The organism is Chryseobacterium wanjuense (assembly GCF_900111495.1).
GTDB classification, from domain to species: Bacteria; Bacteroidota; Bacteroidia; order Flavobacteriales; family Weeksellaceae; genus Chryseobacterium; species Chryseobacterium wanjuense.
Window position 1 is genome coordinate 174,617 of the sequence record NZ_FOIU01000003.1, and the last position, 23,325, is coordinate 197,941.

23 protein-coding genes are annotated in these 23,325 nt (G+C 34.6%); 13 read left to right on the forward strand and 10 right to left on the reverse strand.

The window, feature by feature from the left end:
• Window positions 1-33: 33 nt before the first annotated feature.
• Complete coding sequence (locus BMX24_RS17320; protein ID WP_089795012.1) at window positions 34-807, reverse strand: ParA family protein; 774 nt, start codon at window positions 805-807, stop codon at window positions 34-36.
• Window positions 808-970: 163 nt separating this feature from the next.
• Complete coding sequence (locus BMX24_RS17325) at window positions 971-1,807, reverse strand: energy transducer TonB (RefSeq protein WP_089795014.1); 837 nt, start codon at window positions 1,805-1,807, stop codon at window positions 971-973.
• A 388-nt stretch (window positions 1,808-2,195) separates the two neighbouring features.
• Here BMX24_RS17325 and BMX24_RS17330 point away from each other — a divergent pair, with 388 nt between their 5' ends.
• From BMX24_RS17330 to BMX24_RS17340, 3 genes are all read left to right on the forward strand, one after another.
• Entirely contained in the window at window positions 2,196-3,803 is a 1,608-nt protein-coding gene (locus BMX24_RS17330; protein WP_089795016.1) for a hypothetical protein, read from the forward strand.
• A gap of 249 nt (window positions 3,804-4,052) precedes the next feature.
• Window positions 4,053-5,900, forward strand: coding sequence for a hypothetical protein (locus BMX24_RS17335; RefSeq protein WP_139176884.1), 1,848 nt, complete (start codon window positions 4,053-4,055; stop codon window positions 5,898-5,900).
• Between the two features lie 213 nt (window positions 5,901-6,113).
• A complete protein-coding gene (locus BMX24_RS17340) occupies window positions 6,114-6,947 on the forward strand; it encodes an N-acetylmuramidase domain-containing protein (protein ID WP_089795019.1) in 834 nt (277 codons plus the stop codon).
• Window positions 6,948-7,523: 576 nt separating this feature from the next.
• On the opposite strand, the gene BMX24_RS17345 is transcribed toward BMX24_RS17340, so the two are convergent.
• Window positions 7,524-8,810 carry an adenylosuccinate synthase gene (locus BMX24_RS17345; RefSeq protein ID WP_089795021.1) on the reverse strand — a complete coding sequence of 429 codons (1,287 nt, stop codon included), beginning with the start codon at window positions 8,808-8,810 and terminating at the stop codon, window positions 7,524-7,526.
• Window positions 8,811-8,973: 163 nt separating this feature from the next.
• On the opposite strand from BMX24_RS17345, the gene BMX24_RS17350 reads away from it, so the two are divergent.
• The 3 genes from BMX24_RS17350 to BMX24_RS17360 are packed head-to-tail and all read left to right on the forward strand — an operon-like array spanning window position 8,974 to window position 10,437.
• Window positions 8,974-9,846: a DUF4238 domain-containing protein gene (locus BMX24_RS17350; RefSeq protein WP_089795023.1), complete on the forward strand. Its 873-nt coding sequence runs from the start codon at window positions 8,974-8,976 to the stop codon at window positions 9,844-9,846.
• Between the two features lie 41 nt (window positions 9,847-9,887).
• On the forward strand, window positions 9,888-10,136 hold the full coding sequence (locus BMX24_RS17355; RefSeq protein ID WP_089795457.1) for a type II toxin-antitoxin system ParD family antitoxin: 249 nt from the start codon (window positions 9,888-9,890) through the stop codon (window positions 10,134-10,136).
• Between the two features lies 1 nt (window position 10,137).
• Window positions 10,138-10,437 (forward strand): type II toxin-antitoxin system RelE/ParE family toxin, encoded by a 300-nt coding sequence (locus BMX24_RS17360; protein ID WP_089795025.1) that lies wholly within the window; start codon window positions 10,138-10,140, stop codon window positions 10,435-10,437.
• Window positions 10,438-10,480: 43 nt separating this feature from the next.
• On the opposite strand, the gene BMX24_RS21245 is transcribed toward BMX24_RS17360, so the two are convergent.
• Window positions 10,481-10,645: a hypothetical protein gene (locus tag BMX24_RS21245; protein ID WP_170835743.1), complete on the reverse strand. Its 165-nt coding sequence runs from the start codon at window positions 10,643-10,645 to the stop codon at window positions 10,481-10,483.
• Window positions 10,646-10,833: 188 nt separating this feature from the next.
• Here BMX24_RS21245 and BMX24_RS17365 point away from each other — a divergent pair, with 188 nt between their 5' ends.
• Together BMX24_RS17365 and BMX24_RS17370 are read left to right on the forward strand one after the other, a co-directional pair.
• On the forward strand, window positions 10,834-11,514 hold the full coding sequence (locus BMX24_RS17365; RefSeq protein WP_089795027.1) for an SMI1/KNR4 family protein: 681 nt from the start codon (window positions 10,834-10,836) through the stop codon (window positions 11,512-11,514).
• A gap of 67 nt (window positions 11,515-11,581) precedes the next feature.
• The gene (locus tag BMX24_RS17370; protein WP_089795029.1) at window positions 11,582-12,169 is read left to right on the forward strand and encodes a hypothetical protein; all 588 of its coding nucleotides are present in this window, start codon (window positions 11,582-11,584) and stop codon (window positions 12,167-12,169) included.
• A 120-nt stretch (window positions 12,170-12,289) separates the two neighbouring features.
• On the opposite strand, the gene abc-f is transcribed toward BMX24_RS17370, so the two are convergent.
• Window positions 12,290-13,879: a ribosomal protection-like ABC-F family protein gene (gene abc-f, locus BMX24_RS17375; protein WP_089795031.1), complete on the reverse strand. Its 1,590-nt coding sequence runs from the start codon at window positions 13,877-13,879 to the stop codon at window positions 12,290-12,292.
• 574 nt (window positions 13,880-14,453) lie between these two features.
• Between abc-f and hpt the strand changes: the two genes are divergently transcribed.
• The 5 genes from hpt (at window position 14,454) to BMX24_RS17400 (ending at window position 18,822) form a co-directional block, all read left to right on the forward strand.
• A complete protein-coding gene (gene hpt / locus BMX24_RS17380; RefSeq protein WP_089795033.1) occupies window positions 14,454-15,008 on the forward strand; it encodes a hypoxanthine phosphoribosyltransferase in 555 nt (184 codons plus the stop codon).
• Between the two features lie 129 nt (window positions 15,009-15,137).
• Window positions 15,138-15,716, forward strand: coding sequence for an adenylate kinase (locus BMX24_RS17385; RefSeq protein ID WP_089795035.1), 579 nt, complete (start codon window positions 15,138-15,140; stop codon window positions 15,714-15,716).
• 65 nt (window positions 15,717-15,781) lie between these two features.
• Entirely contained in the window at window positions 15,782-16,765 is a 984-nt protein-coding gene (gene obgE, locus BMX24_RS17390; RefSeq protein WP_089795037.1) for a GTPase ObgE, read from the forward strand.
• Between the two features lie 181 nt (window positions 16,766-16,946).
• Entirely contained in the window at window positions 16,947-17,435 is a 489-nt protein-coding gene (locus tag BMX24_RS17395; protein WP_089795039.1) for a DUF6438 domain-containing protein, read from the forward strand.
• Between the two features lie 85 nt (window positions 17,436-17,520).
• Window positions 17,521-18,822 (forward strand): DEAD/DEAH box helicase, encoded by a 1,302-nt coding sequence (locus BMX24_RS17400; protein ID WP_089795041.1) that lies wholly within the window; start codon window positions 17,521-17,523, stop codon window positions 18,820-18,822.
• 26 nt (window positions 18,823-18,848) lie between these two features.
• On the opposite strand, the gene BMX24_RS17405 is transcribed toward BMX24_RS17400, so the two are convergent.
• From BMX24_RS17405 to BMX24_RS17425, 5 genes are all read right to left on the reverse strand, one after another.
• Window positions 18,849-19,649 carry a class I SAM-dependent methyltransferase gene (locus BMX24_RS17405; protein WP_089795043.1) on the reverse strand — a complete coding sequence of 267 codons (801 nt, stop codon included), beginning with the start codon at window positions 19,647-19,649 and terminating at the stop codon, window positions 18,849-18,851.
• Window positions 19,646-20,413, reverse strand: coding sequence for a TatD family hydrolase (locus BMX24_RS17410; protein ID WP_089795044.1), 768 nt, complete (start codon window positions 20,411-20,413; stop codon window positions 19,646-19,648). Before BMX24_RS17410 ends, BMX24_RS17405 begins: the two co-directional genes overlap by 4 nt.
• Window positions 20,414-20,460: 47 nt before the next feature.
• On the reverse strand, window positions 20,461-21,426 hold the full coding sequence (locus tag BMX24_RS17415; protein WP_089795046.1) for a GSCFA domain-containing protein: 966 nt from the start codon (window positions 21,424-21,426) through the stop codon (window positions 20,461-20,463).
• A gap of 4 nt (window positions 21,427-21,430) precedes the next feature.
• Window positions 21,431-22,402: a polyprenyl synthetase family protein gene (locus BMX24_RS17420; protein WP_089795047.1), complete on the reverse strand. Its 972-nt coding sequence runs from the start codon at window positions 22,400-22,402 to the stop codon at window positions 21,431-21,433.
• Window positions 22,403-22,495: 93 nt separating this feature from the next.
• Window positions 22,496-23,293 carry a GLPGLI family protein gene (locus tag BMX24_RS17425; protein ID WP_089795052.1) on the reverse strand — a complete coding sequence of 266 codons (798 nt, stop codon included), beginning with the start codon at window positions 23,291-23,293 and terminating at the stop codon, window positions 22,496-22,498.
• Window positions 23,294-23,325 lie beyond the last annotated feature (32 nt).

Here is a 23,325-nt window from a genome sequence, read left to right on the forward strand (position 1 = left end):
ATGCTTTAAGCTTAAGTTTTGACTTTAAGCCTTTTAATTTTTTACTAAATTTTCGTTATTTAACAAAACTTCTTCCGCTAATTGAATGTATTGAATGGCTCCTTTACTTTCAGCATCGTAGTTTAAAATACTTTCTCCGAAACTTGGTGCTTCGCTCAATCTTACGTTTCTGCTGATAATAGTTTCAAAAACCATTTCCGGGAAGTGAGCATTCACCTCTTCCACTACCTGATTAGACAATCTCAATCTGCTGTCATACATCGTAAGCAATAATCCTTCGATATCCAGATCTTTGTTGTGGATTTTCTGAACATTTTTAATGGTATTCAACAATTTTCCAAGACCTTCCAATGCAAAATATTCGCACTGGATCGGAATAATCACAGAATCTGCGGCTGTAAGCGCGTTTACAGTGATCAAACCTAAACTCGGTGCACAGTCGATAATGATAAAATCATAGTCGTCTCTTACGGTCTGCAAGGCTTTTTTCAGCATGTATTCACGGTCTTCCTTGTCTACCAATTCGATCTCCGCCGCTACTAAGTCGATGTGAGAAGGAACGATATCCAGATTCGGTGTAGCCGTTTTCTTGATACAGCTTTTGGTGTCAATGCTGTGCTCCAGCAAATTGTATGTAGAATACTGTACGTCGTCAACTCCTAAACCTGAAGTCGCATTAGCCTGAGGATCAGCATCAATGATTAATATTTTTTTCTCCAATACCCCTAATGCTGCGGCTAAATTAACAGCTGTTGTAGTTTTTCCAACTCCTCCTTTTTGATTAGCGATACCTATGATTTTTGCCATTATTAGAACTTTAAGCCTCAAAAATACACATTTTTCCTTGCTCTAAGTGAATCGATAAAACGAAAATTGAGTTAAAATATTGTTAATAAGCCTTTTAACAATAAAAAAAATTATCCACAAAAAAAATTCTTTGTGGATAACTGTTCAAGATTTGTTATAAACATTAATTATCAAACTTCATGGATATTGGAAATTTGAAGTAACTTCTTACTATTTCACCTTGTTTATTTTTCGCAGGAGCCCATTTTCCTCTGATTGACTTAATCGTTCTGATGGCTTCATTATTAAAATCAGCATCATTACCGTTAGCTTTAATACCAGAAATAGTTCCGTCTTTTTCTACAATGAAAGTGATTGTAGTTTTCATAACATCCCCAGAATCAAATCCGGAGCCGTCAAAATTATTCATTACTTTATTTCTGAATGAATCAATTCCCCCATCGAAAATAGCTTCCTTTCCCAGATCTTTAGCATCAACAATTTTATTTGGGTCTTCTTTAGGTACAACTGTTGGAGGTGCAGTATTAATTACAGGACCTGTTCCAATAGTTGGAGTTGTCGGTACATAAGTTGGTGTAGTAATTTCTTTTCCAGCTGATGTTTGAGTACTTGCCACGGCATTTAACTTCTCTTCAGGAGTAACATTTTTTTCATTAGTTACGATCTTTCTAGGCTCCGGTAATCTGTCATCATAAGTTTTTACATCCGGAGCAGGCTGTGGTTTTACTTGTGCAGGCGGATCTTTTTCAGGTGTAGTAACATCCACAGGCGGCGGTAAAATAAATACAGTACCTGTTTCTGGTATTTCTGTAGATTTAAAAGCATTAATAATTACTGGTGTTACAGAAATTGCAGCCAATAAACTTACCCCTATAAAAAGTGCTTTGGTTAAAATTTTATCTGATTCGTTTCTTAAAACGTATGCGCCGTATTCTTTGTTACGGTGTTCGAAAAGGACTTCATTGAAGCGAAATTCTTGGTTTTGATGTATGTGCTTCATCACTATAAATATTTAAACTGTTAAAAATTGTGATTATTAGTTTTTATAGTTCTTATCGATAAGTATTGATTCAATATCAAAACATTTGCCAAAATTTTGTTAAAATCTCAACATTTTAAAAATTTTTATAACAATCTTAAAAATTAACTATGCTAAAAATAGTAAAAGCCTATTTATAAGCATGATACGGCTTATTTATTTTCAAAAATATTTTCATATGAATTTAAAATATTCAACAAAAATTAAAATATCGTAAAAACCACACCCCAAAATCGGAAAATCACTGAGGAATTTATTGTGAGACTGATAGATATTTGTACCATACAAAATCGGGGAACGCTGAAAACCGAAAAGAGTAAGCAAGAAAAAATTTTAAAAAACTTATATCATGCCAACAACAACATTAACTCAACAAGCAAGATCAAACTCATTAATGAGTATGCTTTTAAAACAAGTTTACGATTCTATCACAAACGGAGGTGATCCGGATTCTATCGGTCCTAATGACTTTATCGCATTCGACCCGATCGGACTTACATTAACGGAAGACACTTTCGATTATGCATTAAACGGACTTTTCGGAAACGCTCCGGCTCCAAAACCAATGCTGGACGGACAGGGAAAACCTATCCTTGACGCCAACGGAAATCCTAAAACCAATATGGAGGAATTTCAAAATGCGATGAAAGAAAGCAAATTCCGTAAATACCTTCAAATGGAGCAGTTTTCTGCCATGGTAGATGCCATTCCTTCTAATTTACCACCCCTTACAGACAATGGAAACGGAAGACAGATCACTATTTTTAATGATTCTTCAAAAAGAGTTTCTAAAGTATACGAAGATCTAATGCAATGGTCTGTGGTGGTAGACACACCTGTGGATCCGAAAGTTGAAAAAAATCTTGAGAAATTAAGAAACAAGCTTTTCAAAGTAAAAGTGGTGAAAAATCCAGATTTCGATGAAAATGCTCCGGTAGATGACCTAAACAAACCTGAACTTCATCAAACTTTCGTTGCCCCGATGTATTCTAAATATATCGAATATCAAATGAAATATTATGATATCGTGGATGCCAACAACTCCATCAGAACAGATGCAGACAACGGAGATCCGGATGCAATGGCAAAATTATCGATCGACGGTAAAAACATGAAAAAAAGAGAAGATGCAGCATTGAAAGCTTGGCAATCTTTAGGATACAAGGAAGCCGTTGAAAGAATTCAGAATTATTTGAGCGAAATTGAAGAAAAACATATGCTTGTCATTAAAAAACGTCTTCAGTCTGAGTTCAGAAACAGCCAGAGAACAAGAGTGGTAGATTATACCAATTATTCACCATCCATTCCGATTTCAGCCAATGCATTGAAAGAATCTAAAGGTTGGCCGACAATCTCTATGTACGAAGGTGAAGCCAACAGAGATTATTCTAAAACCATTCATAACTGGAGTGCAGGTGCAGGATTCAGCCTTGGAATATTCAGTATCGGAGCTACTAATAGCGGAAGTACGGAAAGACAATCATTGAATACAGATTTCAGCAACATCAGAATTTCATTCAAACTAGGAAAAGTAAGAGTAGAAAGAGGATGGTTCAGCGAAGAATTCGTAGAATCTAAATACTGGAAACTTCATGAAAATTCTCCTCAGACATTAAACGGAGACATCATCAGTGATGGTAAAGGAAAAGGATTAATGCCAATGATCATCACAGAATTAATCATTGCAAAAGATGTAATGCTGGATTTCAGTGAAAACAGCACAGCTTTCAAAGCGGCAAGCACAAAAGTGAATTCTGGAGCAGCCGTAGGAATCGGGCCATTCGTATTCGGAGGAAGCCACAGCTACCAAAACCAAAACTCACAGAGCAATGCAAAATGGAGTGGTAAAAAACTTCAGTCAGACGGAATTTACATCATCGGGTACAAATGCCACGTGATTCCAAAATCTCCAAATCCAAATCCGGAAATTAAAGTTTGGACACACGGAAAATCATAACATTCTTATCATAATCAGGGGTTAACCGGTGGATATTTTTTCCGCCGGTTATTTCCAAAAACTTTTGAGTTGATATTTTAGTTTCAAACACAAAGATCGCAAGGATTTTTTTTTGAAAACATTGCTGTTGATTTTTCGTTCGCAAAGGCGTTTCACTCAGCAAAAAACTTAATTGCTGGAACAAAAAGACTCAAAACCAGCAACCAGCAATAATCAACCAAAAACAATTAACCAAAAAAACGAATAGCCATGAAATATTTTGTTGCCGTTTACCAGAAATTGAGAAACATTTACATGTCTCAAAGTTCTATGGAAAATGATCTGCCGATGATATGCCCTTCTCTGAGAGTATATGAAAACGAGGAACTTGAATTATTAAAACCTCAAAGCCTTCTTAATGATGATCAGAAAAAAGCGCTTTCCATCATCAAAAAACAAAATGTGGCTTATGAACTCAACTCTGTTCCGATCTCGCCGAATTTTTGGGATCTTAATCCTAATAATGCATTATTTGATATCTACAGGGATATTCTTGAGAAGAACAGTTTAAAAAATTTAGAAGAAAATCTGGATAAAGCAGCCACCAGCCAAAGCACCATTTTATTTGATGCAAAAGGCGGTGACACCAAAGAATTGAAAGCCTATAAAAAATATCAGACCGCTTACGAAACAACCGCTAATAATATTGCAGCCCATCTGGAATTATTTGATGCGCTGGACACTGACGAAGAAAAAACCAACTGGAATGACAAGCTCATCACCCTCAACAACCTGAAAGCTCTGGCTTTTTCGGAGTGGAAAGTGAAAGGGAGCAAAGATATCATTGAAAAAGAACTTGCAAGAATTAATAAAAATTCTGACGCCGATCTGTATCTCGCCATGGCTCAAAATGCAAAAAACACTTTTGAAGCGGCCGAAAAAACAGATGTCATCAACAATTCTTCGATTCATGATATTAATTTTATTCCGTATGATTTTATGGAAAATGAATCGGGGTGGAACAGCATCAGACTTGAAAAATCTGAACTGGAAGCTTTACACACCGAAGCAAAAAACTCCAACGAAAACCTGCCTTCCGAGATTCTTTCCATTGATTATGATGAAAGCGTGATTCAGGCAGTGGAATTCGATTATTCATTTGTGCATCTGAAGAGAAATTGGTTTAATAAAAACTTTATGCTCTCCGAAATATTCGAATGGAAGGAACCTAAAAAAATATCCGACGGACAGACGATTTCGAGTGAGTTTAAATTACCTGCCATCACAAAAACCATGATGCTTGCCAAAAATTTAAAAATCATTTTAGACCCGTCCATTACCAATGATACGGTGAACAACCCGAATCAGCTGATTTATTTCGGTCCGTTGATTATGAAACAACAGCTTTTTGTGAATAAAAGCAACAACCAGAAATTCCTGAAAGCCGTAACGAACGTAAGAACGATAAAATCTGACCAATTGAATACCTTAACCAGAAAAACAATAACGGCAGAATCTGTAAAAATACCGACACCCGATGTTGCTCCAAAACCTGTTGCCCAACCCGTAACAGAAACTCCAAAGGTAAATCCTGTTTTTGCTAATAAAATCAATATGAGCGTTTTAGGAAGTGTGAGAAATTTGCGACCTGTAGCAACAGCTCCACACCCTGCAACACCGGTTCAGCCTCAACCAGCTCCCGTAAAACCAGTAACTCCCGTGGTGGGCACTCCGATACGGGTTCCCGGAATTTTTGTTCCGATCAGGGTTCCTGTCGTAGTACAGCCTACTGCAGCCAATGTAGAGTTTAAAGTTTTCGACAAAATAAATAACGATCCTATTTATAAATGTGCGATTTCCATCAAAGGAACAAACAACAACAGGATCTTCGAGATAGAAACCAACGAAATCGGAATGATCAGCCAGATGATTCCGGTCGGAGAATACAGCATCGAACTGCGAGTGGATGATTACGCAATATTAAACCAAAAATTCAGCGTTACCAATACCAATCCTCTGAATCTGGAGTATAAACTTCAAAGAGAGGAAGTGAAGTTCAAATCATTCTTTTTGATTGGAATGATTTGTGAGAGAATGCCGAAAATACCAATTAATTAATTTTTTTTAAACATAAGTTTTTAATGTAATAATTAAATCCTTCGACTCCGCTCAGGATGACGCTGGTAAATAAATTACCAGACATTATAAACGGTTAGTATTAGCGTTGTCATCCTGAGGCTCTCGAAGGATCCCACGCAAACCAAACAACTTTAAAAAATTATGATTTAAATAAGCCTAATTAAATTTAAAATATCTAAAAAACTAACAGCCATGAAACTTTTAAAATATTACACAAAATCACCGGAAGTCACTACCCTTTGTGAGCTTCTTTACAAACAAGGATACAACATCAAAATTTCAGATTCTTTTTCTCTGGAAGTGGATGCAGCCGTAAAAGATTTTCAACGAAAAAATTCTTTAGTCGTAGACGGAATCGTCGGAATGAAAACCTGGACTGTCTTATTACAGAAAAACTCTGCTCCGGCTCCAAGCAATACTGCCGATAAATTCCTGAAAGAAAGCGATCTTATCAGCTTTGCCGATCAGTACGGATTGGAACTTGCCGCCGTAAAAGCAGTCAACGAAATTGAAAGCAGTGGAAAAGGATTTTTATTAAACAATAAACCTAAAATTTTGTTTGAAGGACATATTTTCTGGAGCGAACTGAAGAAAAGAGGAATTGACCCAAATTCTTATTACAACGCCAATCACAAGGATGTTCTGTATCCAAAATGGACGAAAATCTATTATCAGGGTGGCGTGAAAGAATATGACAGACTGAATGAAGCCATGACTTTGGGAGCAGATCCGAAATTCAAAGATGCGGCATTGTCTTCTGCTTCGTGGGGAAGTTTCCAGATTATGGGATTTCATGCAAAACCACTTGGATATTCTGATGTGACAGATTTTGTATCCAAAATGGAGCTTAATGAAGGTGAACATCTGAAAGCTTTCGGAAGATTTTTGGAAGTGAATAGAATTTTGGTTCATTTAAAGAACAAAAACTGGGCAAGTTTTGCAAAAGCCTACAACGGAAGCGGCTACAAGCTCAATAAATATGATGAAAAATTAGCAAAAGCATATGCTAAGTATTCTAAAAACTGATTAACCAATTTATATTTTCAGCGCATTGATCTTTAAAGTTCCCTTTGCGTTGAAGCCAATCTTTAATCTCCTGCATTTTTTGTGGGAGATTTTTTTTGTTTAAACACAAAAGAGACCATCAATACGACAGCCTTTTTTAATTTATTTGAAATATTCTTAGAATAATTTTTTCTGGGGATTTTTTTTGCTTAAACACAAATAGCACGAATGCCTTCACAAATTACACAAATAATTTTACATTAAAATATTATAATTTATTGATCTGATTTTGTGTTCACTTGTGTAAAAATTTGTATGATTTGTGTTTAAAAAACAAAAGAGACCATCAATACGACAACCTTTTTTAATTTATTTGAAATATTCTTAGAATAATTTTTTCTGGGGATTTTTTTTGCTTAAACACAAATAGCACAAATGCCTTCACAAATTACACGAATAATTTCATATTAAATTAAAACATTATAATTCATTGATCTGATTTTGTGTTCACTTGTGTAAAAATTTGTGTGATTTGTGTTTAAAAAACAAAAGAGACCATCAAAACGACAGTCTCTTTTATTTATTTAAAAATATTCCTTAGAATAATTCTTTTCTGATGATGTTCTGGCTTCTTTCTGGCCCTACAGAAACCAAGTAAACGTTGATTCCTAAATACTTTTCGATAAACTCGATGTATTTCTGAGCGTTATCCGGAAGTTCGTCGTAGCTTCTTACTTTTGTAAGATCTTCGTTCCAACCCGGTAAATCCTGGTAGATTGGCTCATAGTTGTATAATTTTTCTGTTGAAGAAGTGAAATAATCGATGATTTTTCCGTCTTCAGTTTTGTAATGTGTAACGATTTTTAACGTTTCAATTCCTGTAAGAACATCTAACTTTGTAATTACTAAGTTATTAATACCGTTGATCATACAAGCATGCTTCAAAGAAACAAGGTCTAACCAACCTGTTCTTCTTGGTCTTCCTGTCGTAGCTCCGAATTCACCTCCGATCTGTCTGATGCTTTCTCCTAATTCGTTGTCTAATTCAGAAGGGAAAGGTCCGTTTCCTACTCTTGTGCAGTATGCTTTTGCAACACCAATAAGGTTTTGAAGCGATGTTGGCGGAACACCCGCTCCCGTACAAACACCTCCCGTTGACGGTGAAGATGAAGTTACGTATGGATACGTTCCGAAGTCGATATCAAGCATCAACGCCTGAGCTCCTTCGAATAAAACGTTTTTACCATCCTGGATCGCTTCGTTGAGTTCCAGTTCCGTATCAACGATTCTGTCCTGAAGCTGTTTTCCGATCTCTAAAAATTCGTTGTAAATTTCTTCAACATCCAATGTTGGTTTTCCGTAATATTTTTCAAAAAGAGAATTCTTAATTTTTAAGTTCTTCTCGATTTTGTCTCTTAAAATCTCAGGATTCAGAAGGTCGATCATTCTGATACCTACTCTTGCAATTTTGTCTTCATAGCAAGGTCCGATACCTTTTTTAGTTGTTCCGATCTGTGTTCCTCCGTGCTCTTCTTCACGGTATGTATCCAAAAGAATGTGGTAAGGCATGATCACATGTGCTCTTCTGCTGATAAAAATGTGGTCTGTTCTAAGGCCTTTGCTTTCAATTTGATTGACTTCTTTAATGAAAGATTTAGGATTTACCACTACCCCATTTGCAATGATACACTTCCCTTTGCACTGAAGAACTCCCGATGGAAGAAGGTGTAAAACAAATTTTTCATCGCCTACATAAACCGTGTGACCCGCGTTGTCTCCACCCTGGAAACGAACAACGTAATCCGATTTTGCCGATAAAACATCCGTGATTTTTCCTTTACCTTCATCTCCGTACTGAAGACCTACAACTACGTAAGTTGACATATTTTACTTTTGTTTTTAGATTCATGCAAAATTACTTTTAAAAAATTGGGTGAGCAAATTTGTAGTGGATTTTATTTTTTGGGTGGGTGGAAATTGTGTGGTTGAAAAATAATTGCATTACATTTTCATCTTAACTATATTTGGTTCTTTACTATTAAAACCTATGAACCAATCTCAAAAACATCACTCCTTACCAGTATTTTACCTTAAAGGATTTACAGAAAAGAATGGACAGTTTAAAATATTTAATGTTCAAAGAAAAGAGTTCAAGCAAAAAGGAAAATATTTTTCTCCTTCTACTCATTTTTATATTTTAAAGGACAACACTATTACAACTGATTTTGGAGAAGATGACTTTATGGAAAAATTATATGAAAAAATTGATAATAATTTTGCAAAAATTCTTCAGATAATCAATGCCAATAATTATGAAAATAAGTTTGGTGTTAATGAAAATGATATGCCTTATATTAATAATTTCGTTAGTCAAATTTATTGGAGGTCACCATTTAATAAAAATATAATTCAGGATTACATTAAAAAATACAAATTAAAAGAATTAGGTCTTAAAATCGTTGATAACCAAGGTAATCACAATGAAGAATTAAGTGAAAGGTTTAAAAATGAACCTGAATTTTATAAAACATACAAACTTTATAATTCTTTATTAGATTCAATTCGCGGATCTAATTGTAGGACACAGTATCATATATTTGGTAGACCAAAAGAGTTGCCTTCAATTTGCTCAGACTTTCCAATAATTTTTAATAAAAATAGTGCTATTAAAGTATATGAAGATGACTACATATTCCCTCTCTCTCAAAATAGAATTTTTGTGAAAAGAAATTTAACTCAAAAATTTAATCATCAATTACATTATCTTATAGATCTAATTTCACTAAAACAATCTATCAACTATGTAGCAACGAGTGATGAAAGTTATATAGACTTTTTAATAAAACTTGATAAGGAAAATAATTGTACAATAGAAGAGATCTATTTAACGAACTTATATAAAATACTAATTCAATTTTGAATAAATACCAAGAATTGGTATCTTTGATTAAAATTAAAGCGATGGCAAAAAACACATCCATATTATTAGGCGATTATTTTGATAATTTTATTAATCAACAAATTAAATCTGGCAAATATTCTTCTGCAAGTGAAGTTATAAGAACAGCTTTGAGAATGTTTGAACATGAAGAATCTAAAAAATCAGAATTAATTAATGAATTAAAAAAAGGGGAAAAATCTGGTTTTGCTGAAAATTTTGACCGTAAAGAATTCTTAAAAAATCTTCATCAAAAACATTCTGCTGAGTAAAATGAAATACAAAATCAGCAAAGAAGCATCAAATGATTTAGAAAAAATTTGGCTCTATACTTTTGAAATCTGGTCAAAAGAACAAGCAGACCATTATTTTGACTTACTTATGGATGAAATTGAATATTTATCTGAAAATCCTAAATCCGGAAAAGACTATAGTGAAATTAGAAAAGGATATTTCCGTTCAAGAGTAAAATCACATTTCATCTTTTACAAAATCAATATCAAAAATGAGGAAATTGAAATCATCAGAATTCTTCATCAGCAAATGGATATTTCATCGAGATTGGATGAATAAAATATAAACCTAACAGGTTTTTGAAACCTGTTAGGTTTATATTTTATTCTAACAAAAACTTCCTCTCCATCCCAATCTCCACCAAAAACACCCCATCATGCGAAATCACCACCAAAGTTCCATGATAATCCTTAATAGAATTCGTCAGAATTTCCACGTTTTGAAGGTCTAAATTATTCGTCGGTTCATTAAGTTTCAAGTAATTCATTTTGAAGAAATACCAAGAATTGATACATTTGATTTAAAATTAAATAATGGCAAAAAATACATCCATATTATTGTCCATTATTTCGATAACTTTATCAATCAACACATTAAATCAGGAAGACTTTTTACTGCAAGTAAAGTTGTAATATTTCATCGAGGTTAGATGAATAATAAAGCTCACAACACAATATGATTAACGAGGAAATAATTCAACGAATTGAAATAAACATACAAAATTTTAAAGATAACTTTAAAAATGATTATAAATTATTGTCTGTAGCCAGTCCAAAATCGATAGAAAATTTTGAAAGCAAATTTGCCGTTAAAATTCCTGATGATTTTAAATGGTTCCTGTTAAATATTTCCAATGGAATTGTGAATACTGAGCAATATGGCTTTAATTTAATTGATAGAATAGATTTTTCAGATTACTATTATTTGCCCGATGAATTCAACCCTTCATTACCTTTTAAATTAAATGATGATTTTGACTTTGAAACTGATGAATATGATGATTTTATCAATGGAACCATTCATTTAGCAGGATATGGCTGTGGTTGTTATTCATTTATAGTTGTAAATGGCGAGGAATATGGAAATGTCTGGATTGATAATTATGCTTCTAACTCTGAGGTGAGTCCTATAAAAAGTGAACTAAAAAACAGGCTCAATTTTCACGAATGGTTAGACGAAAAAATAAATTCCATGATTTCTCAAAAAAATGAAAAAGAAAATTTTAGACAGAAACAGCTTCAGGAAGAAAAAAAGCAAGTACATCAGCACTATGAAAAATTGAAATCAGACTTTAATGGTAAAGCTTCAAATGTTCGCTTATCCATTTTTGAAAAAATTAAACAAATTTTTAAATAACAAATACTACAGATTAATCTGAAAGATTTTTTCTTTTGAGATTACTCTGACAATTATTAAATAAATTATGAACAAACAATTAAAAACACTTATCCTCCTTTTATTACCATTTTTCTTTTTAAATGCTCAAAATAAAATAACAGAATATTTAAATATTCCGGGGCCTATTATGCTTGATTCCAAAACATATCAATTAGTGTGGAGCTCACATCCAAATGAAAATTATTTTAAACAGGAATATCTGAGTTCAAATGAAAATCTTCAAAAGTACAATACGATGGTTTTGATCGATTTTGTAAAGGGAAATTTTGAGATCAAAGATGCAATTAATCAAAAAGTGACCGAACTTGAGGAAATAAAAAAGACCAATCCTGTAGTAAACTATCAGGTATTTGAAAATAATGGAGAATACATTCTGGATTTTCTAATAACTGAAAATTCTAAAGACGGAAAAGAAATATTGATAGCAGAAAGAAATGTTTACCGTTACAAGCTTATTAATGAAAACAATAATAAAGGAGTTATGCTATTTGCAGTAAGTGAAAGGGGCTACAAAGAAAATATGGAGGCTTTTTTTAACAATCTCAAAGAGAATTCTACCAAGCTAGTAGAAATTGTAGGAAATTACAAACTCCCTGATATTAAAATAAAATAGTGAATTACCATTCTGCAAAAACCTTCAACTATCTTAGTTTTCTGCAGGCTGACAATAACATGAAACAAACCTAACAGGCTTTAAAAACCTGTTAGGTTTAGAGTTTGCAAAGACATATTTTTAATCCAAAGAGACTTCACCACTCACCCCAATCTCCTCCAAAAACACCCCATCATGCGAAATCACCACCAAAGTTCCATGATAATCCTTAATAGAATTCGTCAAAATTTCCACGTTTTGAAGGTCTAAATTATTCGTCGGTTCATCGAGAATAATCATATCGGGAGCTTTATTACTGATGGAAAGTCCGCACAGAAGGAGTCGCAGACGTTCTCCGCCGCTCAGAACACCGCATTTTTTGTCCCAGGTTTCCTTTCCGAATAAAAATCTTGACAGTAAGGTTTTCACTTCCGATTCCTGCATCGCATTGTCATTGAACTGTTGGGCAAAATCATACACCGTCGCATTTTTATCAATCAAAGAATACTCCTGATCAATATAAATCATCTGAAAATCCGACTTTGAAATCATCCCGACAGAAGGTTGTAAATCTCCCAACAAGAGCTTTATCAACGTCGTTTTCCCCGAACCGTTCGAACCTTTGATGGAAATCCTGTCACCGCTTCGGATTTCAAGATTGAGGTTTTCTTTCCAAAGATTTTTTTCATTATATTTAAAATTAATTTCCTCCGCTGAAATCAAAATTTTCCCCGAATGCAGATTCGAATCATTAAAATTAACCTTCATCTGATCCGAATTTCTCACCGACGAACGCAAGTCCCGCAAGTCACCCGAAATATCATTAATTTTCTCGGCATGAATGGATTTTAATTTTGAAGAATTTTTCTCTGCATTATTTCGCAGCGTATTCATCATAATTCTCGCCACACCCGATTTCTCCTGCTTTCCTTTTCCTCGTGCATCGAGTTTTTGCTTTCGTTCCAAGGTTTCGCGTTCCTTTTCTTTTGCCTTTTTCAATGCCCTTTCTTTGGAATGAATATCGTTTTGCAAGGCTTCATTTTCAATTTCTTTTTGTTCGGCATAAAAATCATAATTTCCGCCATAGATCGAAATTCCCTGATTGCTCAGTTCAAAAATGGTATCAACTAAATTCAGCAAAGTCCGGTCATGACTGACAATCACAACCGTTGAGCTTGTTTTTTCAATAAAATCATACAACAGATTCCGCCCTTCCAAATCTAGGTGATTCGTTGGCTCATCCAGCAAAATGATTTCAGGTTGGTTGATTTGAATTCCCGCAAGAAAGACCTTTGTTTTTTGTCCGCCACTCAGACTTTCCAGCTTTTGGTTTAATTTTAAGTTTTCTAATTTCCAGTATTGCAAAGCATTTTGGCAGCGTTCTTCGATATCCCAATCGTCATTCAGTGTTTCAAAATAGACTTCATCCACTTCCCCACTCGTAATTTTTTGAAGAGCTTCCAGTTTTTTATCGATTTTTAAACATTCCGCAACCGTCAAATCATTAAAATTCCCAAACATCTGCGGAACATAGAAAATGTCACCCTGAATATGGATGTTTCCTTCCAAAGGTTCAATTTCATTCGCAATGATTTTCAGCAGGGTAGATTTTCCCATGCCGTTGCTTCCGACCAAAGCCGATTTCGTATGCGTTTGTATCGTTAAGTTGATAGAATTAAATAGCAGATTTCCCGCCGGAAACCCAAAGGATATATTTTGTAGAAAAAGCATGATTTCTTTCTTAATTAAGGTTAAACTTCAATAACATTTTCGTTATTGTTCAATTAAATCTGAAAGAAATTATATCCTACATTATCGTTTTTGGGCTTTGTGAGTGGCAAAGATAATAATTTTTTAAATATTCTTCATTTTGAAACAAATCACATTACGTTTGTCATTCATCTCAACAGTTTTATTATTCATTATCTATTGCTTATTACTTATTTTTTTCAGGAGCTATTTCCCGCTTTCCGTTACAATCTTTTTTTTCAAAAAAGGATTTCCACTGCAATCGGGGCTAGGGTTTTTGTCGTTTCTTCAATGTATGACAATCAATTCAACATCCCTTTGTCATCCTGAAAGGATCTCAACAACGCAATTCAAAAACTTTGTATAGATCCTTTCAGGATAACAAACTGTGTGGAAATAAGATGTAAAATAGATTCTTTACTCCGCTTCCGCTCCGTTCTGAATGACACAACCCCACATTAAACCCATTTACCCTAAAACTCTAAAACACTCTTACCCTGAAACCTTAAAAAACTTTCATCAAAATTCCGTAACTTTGCCGCCTACTAAAAATTTTATGGAAAGTATTAAAGTTCACGACAAAACTTTCGTTCCTTATTTGCAGGATGCCGAAATTCAGGAGATCGTAAAGGAAACGGCTTTAAAAATTTATGAAGATTACAAGGATGAAGTTCCTGTTTTCATTGGGGTTTTGAATGGAGTGATCATGTTCTTCTCAGACCTTTTGAAACATTATCCGGGAAATTGCGAGATCGCTTTTATCCAGATGAGTTCTTATGCGGGAACTGAATCTACGGGGATTGTTTACCAGAAAATGGAACTTACGAAAGACGTAAAAGACCGTCACATCATCTTGGTAGAAGATATTGTGGATACGGGAAATACGGTTGAAAGTCTTTTCAAATATTTTAATGAAACGCAGCGTCCGAAGTCTGTAAAAATCGCTTCTTTTTTACTGAAACCGGAGGTGTATAAGAAAGATTTCAAGCTGGATTATATCGGAAAGGAAATTCCAAATAAATTTGTTCTTGGATACGGACTGGATTATGATGAATTGGGAAGAAATTTACCGAATCTGTATCAGCTAGCAGAAGGACAAATCAATCATTAAAAAATTGCTATGAGCTTTTAGCTTCTGGCTATTAGCTTTAAAAATAGATCTAAGTAAAAGTAAAATATTAACTAAAAAAGCTAAAAGGCCTAAAGCATATTGCCTACAGCCTAAGGCATCATCAACATTATGATAAACATTGTTCTGTTCGGCCCTCCAGGAAGTGGAAAAGGAACTCAGGCTCAAAATCTGATCGAGAAATTTAATTTAAAGCAAATCTCAACAGGTGACCTTTTCAGATTTAATATGAAAAATGATACCGAACTTGGGAGACTGGCAAAATCATACATCGATAAAGGAGAATTGGTTCCTGATCAGGTAACAACAGATATGCTGATTGATGAGATCAGAAAACCTACCGACGCGGCAGGATTTATTTTCGACGGATATCCAAGAACCGCTGTACAGACAGAAGCATTGGAAAAAATCGTAAAAGAAGAACTGAATGACGAGATCGACGTTTGTCTTTCTTTGGTAGTGGAAGATAAAATTTTGGTTGAAAGATTGCTGAAAAGAGGCGAAATAAGCGGAAGATCAGACGACAGCAATGTTGAGATCATTGAAAACAGAATAAAAGAATACTACGCAAAAACAGCTGAAGTAGCCGAACTGTACAAACAACAAGGTAAGTATGTAGAGATCAATGGTGTAGGAGATATCAACGAAATTTCCGAAAAACTTTTCGCTGAAGTAGAAAAAGTAAAATAATCGGGATTCGGGGGACGGGATTCGAGTTTCCTATCCCGTAACTCGCAACTCGCAACAAATAATATATGTCTAATTTTGTAGATTACGTAAAGATTCATTGTAAAAGCGGTCACGGAGGTGCAGGTTCTGCCCATCTTCGCCGTGAAAAGTATATCCCAAAAGGTGGTCCTGATGGTGGAGACGGAGGTCGTGGAGGTCACGTGATCATGAAAGGAAATGCCAATGAATGGACTTTACTTCCCCTTCGATACACCCGTCACGTAAAAGCTGAACGTGGTGAAAACGGAGGAAAAAACCAGTTAACCGGAGCTTATGGAGCAGATGTCTATATTGAAGTTCCGATCGGAACCATCGCTAAAAATGAAGAAGGTGAAATTATCGGTGAAATCCTTGAAGACGGCCAGGAAATCATCCTGATGGAAGGAGGAATGGGAGGAAAAGGAAATGAGCATTTCAAATCCTCTACCAATCAGACTCCCAGATTCGCCCAACCGGGAATGGATGGCCAGGAAGGTTATGTTGTTTTCGAGCTTAAAATTTTAGCTGATGTAGGTTTGGTAGGTTTCCCGAATGCGGGAAAATCTACTCTTTTAGCATCTGTTTCTGCTGCAAAACCTAAAATTGCAGATTATGCGTTCACAACATTAACACCGAATTTGGGTATCGTTGATTACAGAAATTATAAATCTTTTGTAATGGCCGATATTCCTGGAATTATTGAAGGAGCTGCAGAAGGTAAGGGGTTAGGACACAGATTCTTAAGACATATCGAAAGAAATTCAATCCTTTTGTTTTTGATTCCTGCTGATTCTGAAAATCATTTTCAGGAGTTTAAAATTCTGGAAAATGAATTGAAAGAATATAATCCGGAACTTCTGGATAAAGATTTCATCATTTCCATTTCAAAATCCGATTTGCTGGATGATGAACTGAAAAAAGAAATCGCTGCCGAATTCCCTGAAAATAAACAGCCTTTGTTTTTCTCAGGCGTTACAGGTGAAGGTCTTGTAGAATTGAAAGATGCGATCTGGAAACAGCTTCACGGATAAAAATTAAGTAATTTATAAAACATAATAAAGTACACTTTCGGGTGTACTTTTTTTATTTCATTTAATTTAATAAAATCGTTAAACCCTCCTATTTAAAAGTATTTTATAAACTTAACATTAATTTTCATTTAAAAATATCTTTTGGAACAATTATTGAAAGAACCCAATCCAAATTTAAACTATGAAATATTTACTTAGTCTTTGTGCATTTATATTATTTTTTTCATGCACTTCTCAAAAATCAACTTCAAAATATTCTAAAATCGAATATGAAGCAACGCCTTGTTTTGGATTTTGTCCTGTTTTTAAAATGACCATCAATCCGGACAGAACGGCAGTTTTTGAAGCAGAGCATTTTAATTTTAATGATAAACCATCAAAAGACGAATTTTCTAAACCTCGCGAAGGAACTTTTAAAGGAACCATCAAACAAGAAGATTATAACAAACTGGTTGCTTTATTGGACGGTTTAGATGTGAAAAATTTAAATGATAAATACGGAGAAAAAAACGTTACAGACCTTCCGTCTTCACATTTAAGAATTAATTTCGCCGACGGAACTTCAAAACATGTTGAAGATTATGGAAAGCACGGAAGTGAAAAACTATCCGAAGTGTATAAGTTTTTCGAAGATTTGAGAAAAAACCAACAATGGACAAAAGTGAAATAATTCACTTTAAAATAATTAAACTACCTTTGCAAAATATAATTCCTTCTTTTTGAAGGAATTTTTATTTTAATTAAAAACAATTCATTTGAATTTTACAGACCTACAATTAATAGAACCTATTGCAAAAGCAATTCATGAGCAGGGATATGTGAATCCTACTCCTATTCAGGAAAAATCGATTCCTGAGATCTTGAAAGGTAAAGATTTTTTAGGATGCGCACAGACAGGAACAGGAAAAACTGCTGCTTTTGCTATTCCCATTTTACAGAATCTTACAAAAAATAAAACTCCAAACAAAAATATTAAGGCTTTAATTTTAACGCCGACGAGAGAATTGGCGATACAAATTGAAGAAAATATTAAAGCTTACGGAAAATATTTACCTTTAAAACATCTTGTTATTTTCGGAGGAGTAAAACAAGGAAACCAGGAAGCTGCCCTGAAAAAAGGGGTTGATATTCTGGTGGCGACTCCCGGAAGATTGCTGGACTTTATTTCCCAAGGAATTATCAGTCTTAAAAACCTTGAAATTTTTGTCCTTGACGAAGCAGACAGAATGCTAGACATGGGTTTTGTACACGATGTAAAAAGAATTATTAAACTTTTACCTCAAAAAAGACAGACCCTGTTTTTCTCGGCTACAATGCCTGCAGAAATCCAAAAACTGGCAGATTCTATATTAAACAATCCCGTAAAAGTGGAGGTGACACCCGTTTCTTCAACGGCGGAAACCATTAAACAATCTGTTTATATGGTGGAAAGGGAAGATAAAATAAATCTGCTTGTTCATATTCTTAAAAATGATATTTCAGATTCTGTTTTGGTATTTTCGAGAACGAAGCATGGAGCCAATAAAATTGCGCAGAAACTTCAGAAAAGTAATATTTCGACAGAAGCCATTCATGGGGATAAATCGCAGAATGCGAGACAGAATGCCCTTAATAATTTTAAATCCGGGAAAACAAGGATTCTTGTTGCCACAGACATCGCAGCGAGGGGAATTGATATCGATGAGCTGAAATATGTGATCAATTTTGAGCTTTCTGATGTTTCTGAGACGTATGTTCACAGGATCGGAAGAACGGGAAGAGCTGGTGCAGAGGGAACTTCCATTTCATTCGTAGACGGACTTGATCTACTGAATCTGAAAAACACCGAAAAGCTGATCGGGATGAAAATTCCTGTGGTGAAAAATCACCCGTTTCACACTGACGATCTGGTTGCACAGAAAAGAGATTCGAATAACAAACCTACAGCTGCAGGCAGTGGAAGAACTCCATCATCAAATGCCCCAAGACCTCAGAAAAATAAGAAAAAACCTGGAGCATCAACTCCGGCGGTTGGTTTTAAAAAGCCGAAAAATAAGAATTTTACTAGAAAAAAATAAAATGAAAGCCTTCCGGATTGGGAGGCTTATTTTTTCTTTAATATCCAGATATCCTGTTCGGGTTTTCCATTATTATTGATAAAAGAATCTGTATGTTCCAGAATTTCGTAGTCGGAGAACAGCTTTTTCACAAAATTTTCAGGATGAAAAGCCGAATATGTTCTATGTCCTTCTTTTACATTTCCTCTGACAACCAAATTTCCATTTTCAAAATCCCTGATTTCATTGTCTGTAAGAATAGTTTTAAACAGATTTCCTTGCAACGACAAGAGAAGAATACCATCTTTTTTCAGCACTCTGGTCAATTCATTTTTCCATTCGTAGTGCAGCTGTTCGGAAAGATCGGTGAAAATTGAAATTCCGTAAATAAAATCAAAAAAACTGTCTTCATAAGGCAGATCTGCTTGTAAGCCATTTAAATTGAAATCAACATCTGCAATATTTTTTTTGTTCCATTCTATTGAATTTTGGTTGTAATCTGTCCCGTAAACAGATCCATTCGGTACGATTCCCGGAATATGTCTTACCACCCTTGCAGGCCCACATCCCCAATCCAAAACTTTAACATTTTCTGCCGAATTGTATTTTCTAAAGCTTTTAATAAACCTTTCTGCAGCAGCCTTACCACTTTTGTAATAGCTTTCGTAGCTGATGTTAAAAGACTCATACATCAAATAATCGGGAGGGAACACAAATTCTTTATGACTTGACTGAAAGGACTTGTTTTTAGCCTGATTCTTATATTTTTGAATATAAAATCTTAATTTATCCGCTAAAAATAATAGCCTGGTTTGTCTTAAAATTTTGGAAATTGTCGCTTTCATCATTTATTATTAAACATATTTTTGGCATTCTCAGTTGTAATCCTATCAATTTCCGAAAAATCTTTACCATAAATATTCACCAGCTTTCCGGCAACCAGATCAAGATACGAGCTTTCATTCCGCTTTCCGCGGTGTGGAACCGGAGCCAGATAAGGAGAATCAGTTTCCAGGACGATTTTTTCAAGAGGAATTTCATGCAGAAACTGATCGATTTTACCGTTTTTGAAGGTCACTACCCCACCAATTCCTAAGATAAAATTGAGATCAATCGCATGTTTTGCCTGTTCCAGATTTCCTGAAAAACAGTGGAAAATCCCGCGAAGCTTCGGATGTTTTTTCCTTTCCAATACTTCAAAAGTTTCATCAAAACTTTCCCTTGTATGAATAACGATCGGTAAATCTTTCTCAATCGCCCAATCAATCTGCTGTTCGAAAGCTTTTACCTGAATATCTAAAGTCGTTTTATCCCAATACAAATCAATTCCGATTTCTCCGATGGCCGGAAAAGCTCTTTGATCGAGGTAATCTTTTACGATTTCCAATTCTTTTTCCCATGTTTCAGGCTTTACATAACAAGGGTGAAGGCCCATCATCGAGAAAATCTGATTCGGATATTCGGCTTCCAGCTGCAGCATTTTTTCGTGCGATTCTGAGTCGATGGCAGGCAGATAAAATTCTGTAATTCCCTTATCTACCGCTCTTTGAATCATTTCTTTTCTGTCTTCATCAAATTCTTCTGCGTATAAATGTGTATGTGTATCGATCATTTCAGTTTCGAGTTTCGAGTTATGTATTTCGAGTTAAAAATTTATACTCATAATTCATAACTATTAAATATTTTATGTTTTACTTTTTGTCGCTGAGCTTCAATTCTTTGGTTTAATTTTTCCTTAAACTCAATATACTTAGGATCTTTTTCGTCGTCGGATCTGTGAGCCAAAGCTTTATTAATTTTAAAATTTTCTTTAATAAAATCTTTTGTTTCCTCAGAAAAGTAAGCATTTCCAAATGTATCAAAAATATAATTAACCGCCTGATTATTAGGATGAATCATATCTTCTTTATAAAAACGGTAATCCCGCAGATCATCCATCAAAATCTCATAAACCGGAAGGTAATGACAGTTTTCAAATTGTGAAATAATGTCATGAACCGCCGTGATTAATTTTGACTTACTTAATTGATTTTCAACCATTCCATCCTTTGTATGACGAACCGGTGAAACCGTAAACAAGATCTGTACATCGTCTTTACAGATATCTTTTAAGTTTAGAATCGTATCATAGATAGAATCCGTAAGTTCCTGTTGCGATAACAATCTCTTCTCAAAAAATTTCTGTGGAATTTTATGACAGTTAGCGACCAGCTTTTGTTTGGGAATAAATTCATAAATAAATGAAGTTCCGTACGTTACAATCACCCAGTTGGCATCCTGAAGAAAATGATTTCCCTCCACAATATTAGCATTAATTTTATTTAATGTCTGATGAATGTATCGTGTATCAAAACTTGTGTGGTGATCCAGCGAAATGTATTCATCACTAAAAGCAATCAGATCTTCTTCTTTATAAAACTCGGAATCATGAAGCTTTTTAATGGAATTATTAATCGAAAAAGGATTAAAAATTGTTCCAAAAGGATTATTCACCGTCTGCAGCTGCCCTTGTTGAAACAGATCCGACATCTCAGAGGCGAAGCACGAACCTATTGAAAATATTTTATCTTCAACTTCAATTTTCTTCTTCGATTCTTTAATCTCAACTTCCGTCCTGAATTTCACGTTTTTAGCTTTCTCTTCTCAATAAATAATTTGCCAGTTCTGCGAATGGTTTTTTCTTTTCTTCCGGAATATCAATTTTTTGAAGGTAGCTTTGGCCGATTTCGTTGTGTTTTTCAATTAATCTCAACGCTTTTTCGTCCACTTTTGTTCTTCTGAAAATCTTTTCTACGCCGTAAACCTTATCGATATTGTCTGTTTTTTTAGAATACCAGTAATCAAGCTCTTTTCTTTCCTCTTCCGTGGCGTGTTCTCTGGCCATAAGATAAAGAACCGTCTTTTTATTTTCGTAAATATCACCGGCATGTTTCTTCCCAAATTGTGCCTGATCTCCGAAGACATCAAGATAATCATCCATAATCTGGAAGGCAATTCCGATATGTTTTCCGAAGTTGAAAATGGCTTTTGCGTCCTTGAAATTCGCCTTTGCAATTAATGCTCCGATTTCGAATGAAGATGCACTTAAAACCCCTGTTTTATAGGTAATCATTCTGATATAATCATCAAAAGTTACATCTTCCTGAGTTTCAAAATTGATGTCATACTGCTGACCTTCACATAAAAGCAGACCTGTATGCGTGAAAATCCTGATACACGCCTTGAAAATTTCAGGCTCCAGATCTTCGAAAAATTTGTAGGCTTTCAACATCAGTCCGTCTCCTGAAAGAATTCCTACGTTGATTCCGTGTAAAGTGTGAATTGTAGGCTTATTTCTTCTCAAAGGAGCTTCATCCATAATATCGTCGTGGATGAGGGTGAAGTTATGGAAAAATTCGATTGCCAGAGCAGGTTTAATGGCCTCTTTCAAATCGCCGCCGAATAAATCGCAAGCCATCAAAACCATGATCGGACGAAGACGTTTTCCTCCATGAGAAATAATGTAGTTCATCGGCTCGTATAACTCTGCCGGCTTGTCTTTGAAAGTATATTTGCCAATGGCATCAGCAACAATCTGTTGGTATCTGTCTAAAAATTCCATAAGTTCTAATAGTTTGAACAAAAATACAATTTTTCAGGGCTTTATAAAACAAAAAACTTTGCCCAATTGAGCAAAGTTTATTTTCAAATTATTTTAGTCGAGATAATTATTTACGCGTTTGGCATTGCTGTTAATCCTGGCAATATCGACAGGTTTTAAAGTAATTCCAGTTTGATTGGAAAGCACACCTGCAGCATTATCTATACTATTTTGTCTTGCTTTATAAAACGTGGAGTATTTTGTCGCGAATACATCTTTCATTAAGGTCATTGGTTTTACAACTTTTTTAAAGCTTATCATGGTAAAATGAATATTATCATTCGGATCATAAACTTCAAGCACCAATCCAGGTAACCCTTTAAAAACATAAGGACCATCCGGAATAGGAATCGATTCTGTAAACCATGCAATATAATGTCTGCCTTTATATTTTCCTGTAGCTTTTTTGCAGAGATATGACTCGATCATTTTTGTTTCACTTCCTACTTTCCATTGTATAGGATCTTCCAAAGGAAATGAAAATTTGTTTCTCATCAATTCTTTGTAAATGGTTTGTTTTCCATTGTCAGAGAAAACTTCCGATTTGAAATAAGTTCTTGGAACATTTCTCATGTCCACCACAACTTTCCCATTTATTGCATTTTCAACACTTTTTTTTCCTATTGACATTGCAATAGAATCGCTGATTGCCTTTTGTGTACTTCTGAATAAGGATTTTTGATCTTTGATTAATAAAGACAAATTTTCTTCTACTGCATTATTTTTTGATAAAGTATCATCAAAACTTTTAATTCTATAGATGGCCTCATACTGTGATTTTAAAGTATTCGATTGAGAATAAAGAATATTGTTTACTACTAAAAAAAGCAGAGTTCCTAACTTAATTTTCATGGTTTAATAATCAATATTAACTAAGCATTAAA

What these genes read in the sequence shown, in the direction of transcription:
- BMX24_RS17320 (WP_089795012.1), bottom strand. Translation starts at nt 807, where the DNA reads ATGGCAAAAATCATAGGTATCGCTAATCAAAAAGGAGGAGTTGGAAAA.
- BMX24_RS17325 (WP_089795014.1), bottom strand. Translation starts at nt 1,807, where the DNA reads ATGAAGCACATACATCAAAACCAAGAATTTCGCTTCAATGAAGTCCTT.
- BMX24_RS17330 (WP_089795016.1), top strand. Translation starts at nt 2,196, where the DNA reads ATGCCAACAACAACATTAACTCAACAAGCAAGATCAAACTCATTAATG.
- BMX24_RS17335 (WP_139176884.1), top strand. Translation starts at nt 4,053, where the DNA reads ATGAAATATTTTGTTGCCGTTTACCAGAAATTGAGAAACATTTACATG.
- BMX24_RS17340 (WP_089795019.1), top strand. Translation starts at nt 6,114, where the DNA reads ATGAAACTTTTAAAATATTACACAAAATCACCGGAAGTCACTACCCTT.
- BMX24_RS17345 (WP_089795021.1), bottom strand. Translation starts at nt 8,810, where the DNA reads ATGTCAACTTACGTAGTTGTAGGTCTTCAGTACGGAGATGAAGGTAAA.
- BMX24_RS17350 (WP_089795023.1), top strand. Translation starts at nt 8,974, where the DNA reads ATGAACCAATCTCAAAAACATCACTCCTTACCAGTATTTTACCTTAAA.
- BMX24_RS17355 (WP_089795457.1), top strand. Translation starts at nt 9,888, where the DNA reads ATGGCAAAAAACACATCCATATTATTAGGCGATTATTTTGATAATTTT.
- BMX24_RS17360 (WP_089795025.1), top strand. Translation starts at nt 10,138, where the DNA reads ATGAAATACAAAATCAGCAAAGAAGCATCAAATGATTTAGAAAAAATT.
- BMX24_RS21245 (WP_170835743.1), bottom strand. Translation starts at nt 10,645, where the DNA reads ATGAATTACTTGAAACTTAATGAACCGACGAATAATTTAGACCTTCAA.
- BMX24_RS17365 (WP_089795027.1), top strand. Translation starts at nt 10,834, where the DNA reads ATGATTAACGAGGAAATAATTCAACGAATTGAAATAAACATACAAAAT.
- BMX24_RS17370 (WP_089795029.1), top strand. Translation starts at nt 11,582, where the DNA reads ATGAACAAACAATTAAAAACACTTATCCTCCTTTTATTACCATTTTTC.
- abc-f (WP_089795031.1), bottom strand. Translation starts at nt 13,879, where the DNA reads ATGCTTTTTCTACAAAATATATCCTTTGGGTTTCCGGCGGGAAATCTG.
- hpt (WP_089795033.1), top strand. Translation starts at nt 14,454, where the DNA reads ATGGAAAGTATTAAAGTTCACGACAAAACTTTCGTTCCTTATTTGCAG.
- BMX24_RS17385 (WP_089795035.1), top strand. Translation starts at nt 15,138, where the DNA reads ATGATAAACATTGTTCTGTTCGGCCCTCCAGGAAGTGGAAAAGGAACT.
- obgE (WP_089795037.1), top strand. Translation starts at nt 15,782, where the DNA reads ATGTCTAATTTTGTAGATTACGTAAAGATTCATTGTAAAAGCGGTCAC.
- BMX24_RS17395 (WP_089795039.1), top strand. Translation starts at nt 16,947, where the DNA reads ATGAAATATTTACTTAGTCTTTGTGCATTTATATTATTTTTTTCATGC.
- BMX24_RS17405 (WP_089795043.1), bottom strand. Translation starts at nt 19,649, where the DNA reads ATGATGAAAGCGACAATTTCCAAAATTTTAAGACAAACCAGGCTATTA.
- BMX24_RS17410 (WP_089795044.1), bottom strand. Translation starts at nt 20,413, where the DNA reads ATGATCGATACACATACACATTTATACGCAGAAGAATTTGATGAAGAC.
- BMX24_RS17420 (WP_089795047.1), bottom strand. Translation starts at nt 22,402, where the DNA reads ATGGAATTTTTAGACAGATACCAACAGATTGTTGCTGATGCCATTGGC.
- BMX24_RS17425 (WP_089795052.1), bottom strand. Translation starts at nt 23,293, where the DNA reads ATGAAAATTAAGTTAGGAACTCTGCTTTTTTTAGTAGTAAACAATATT.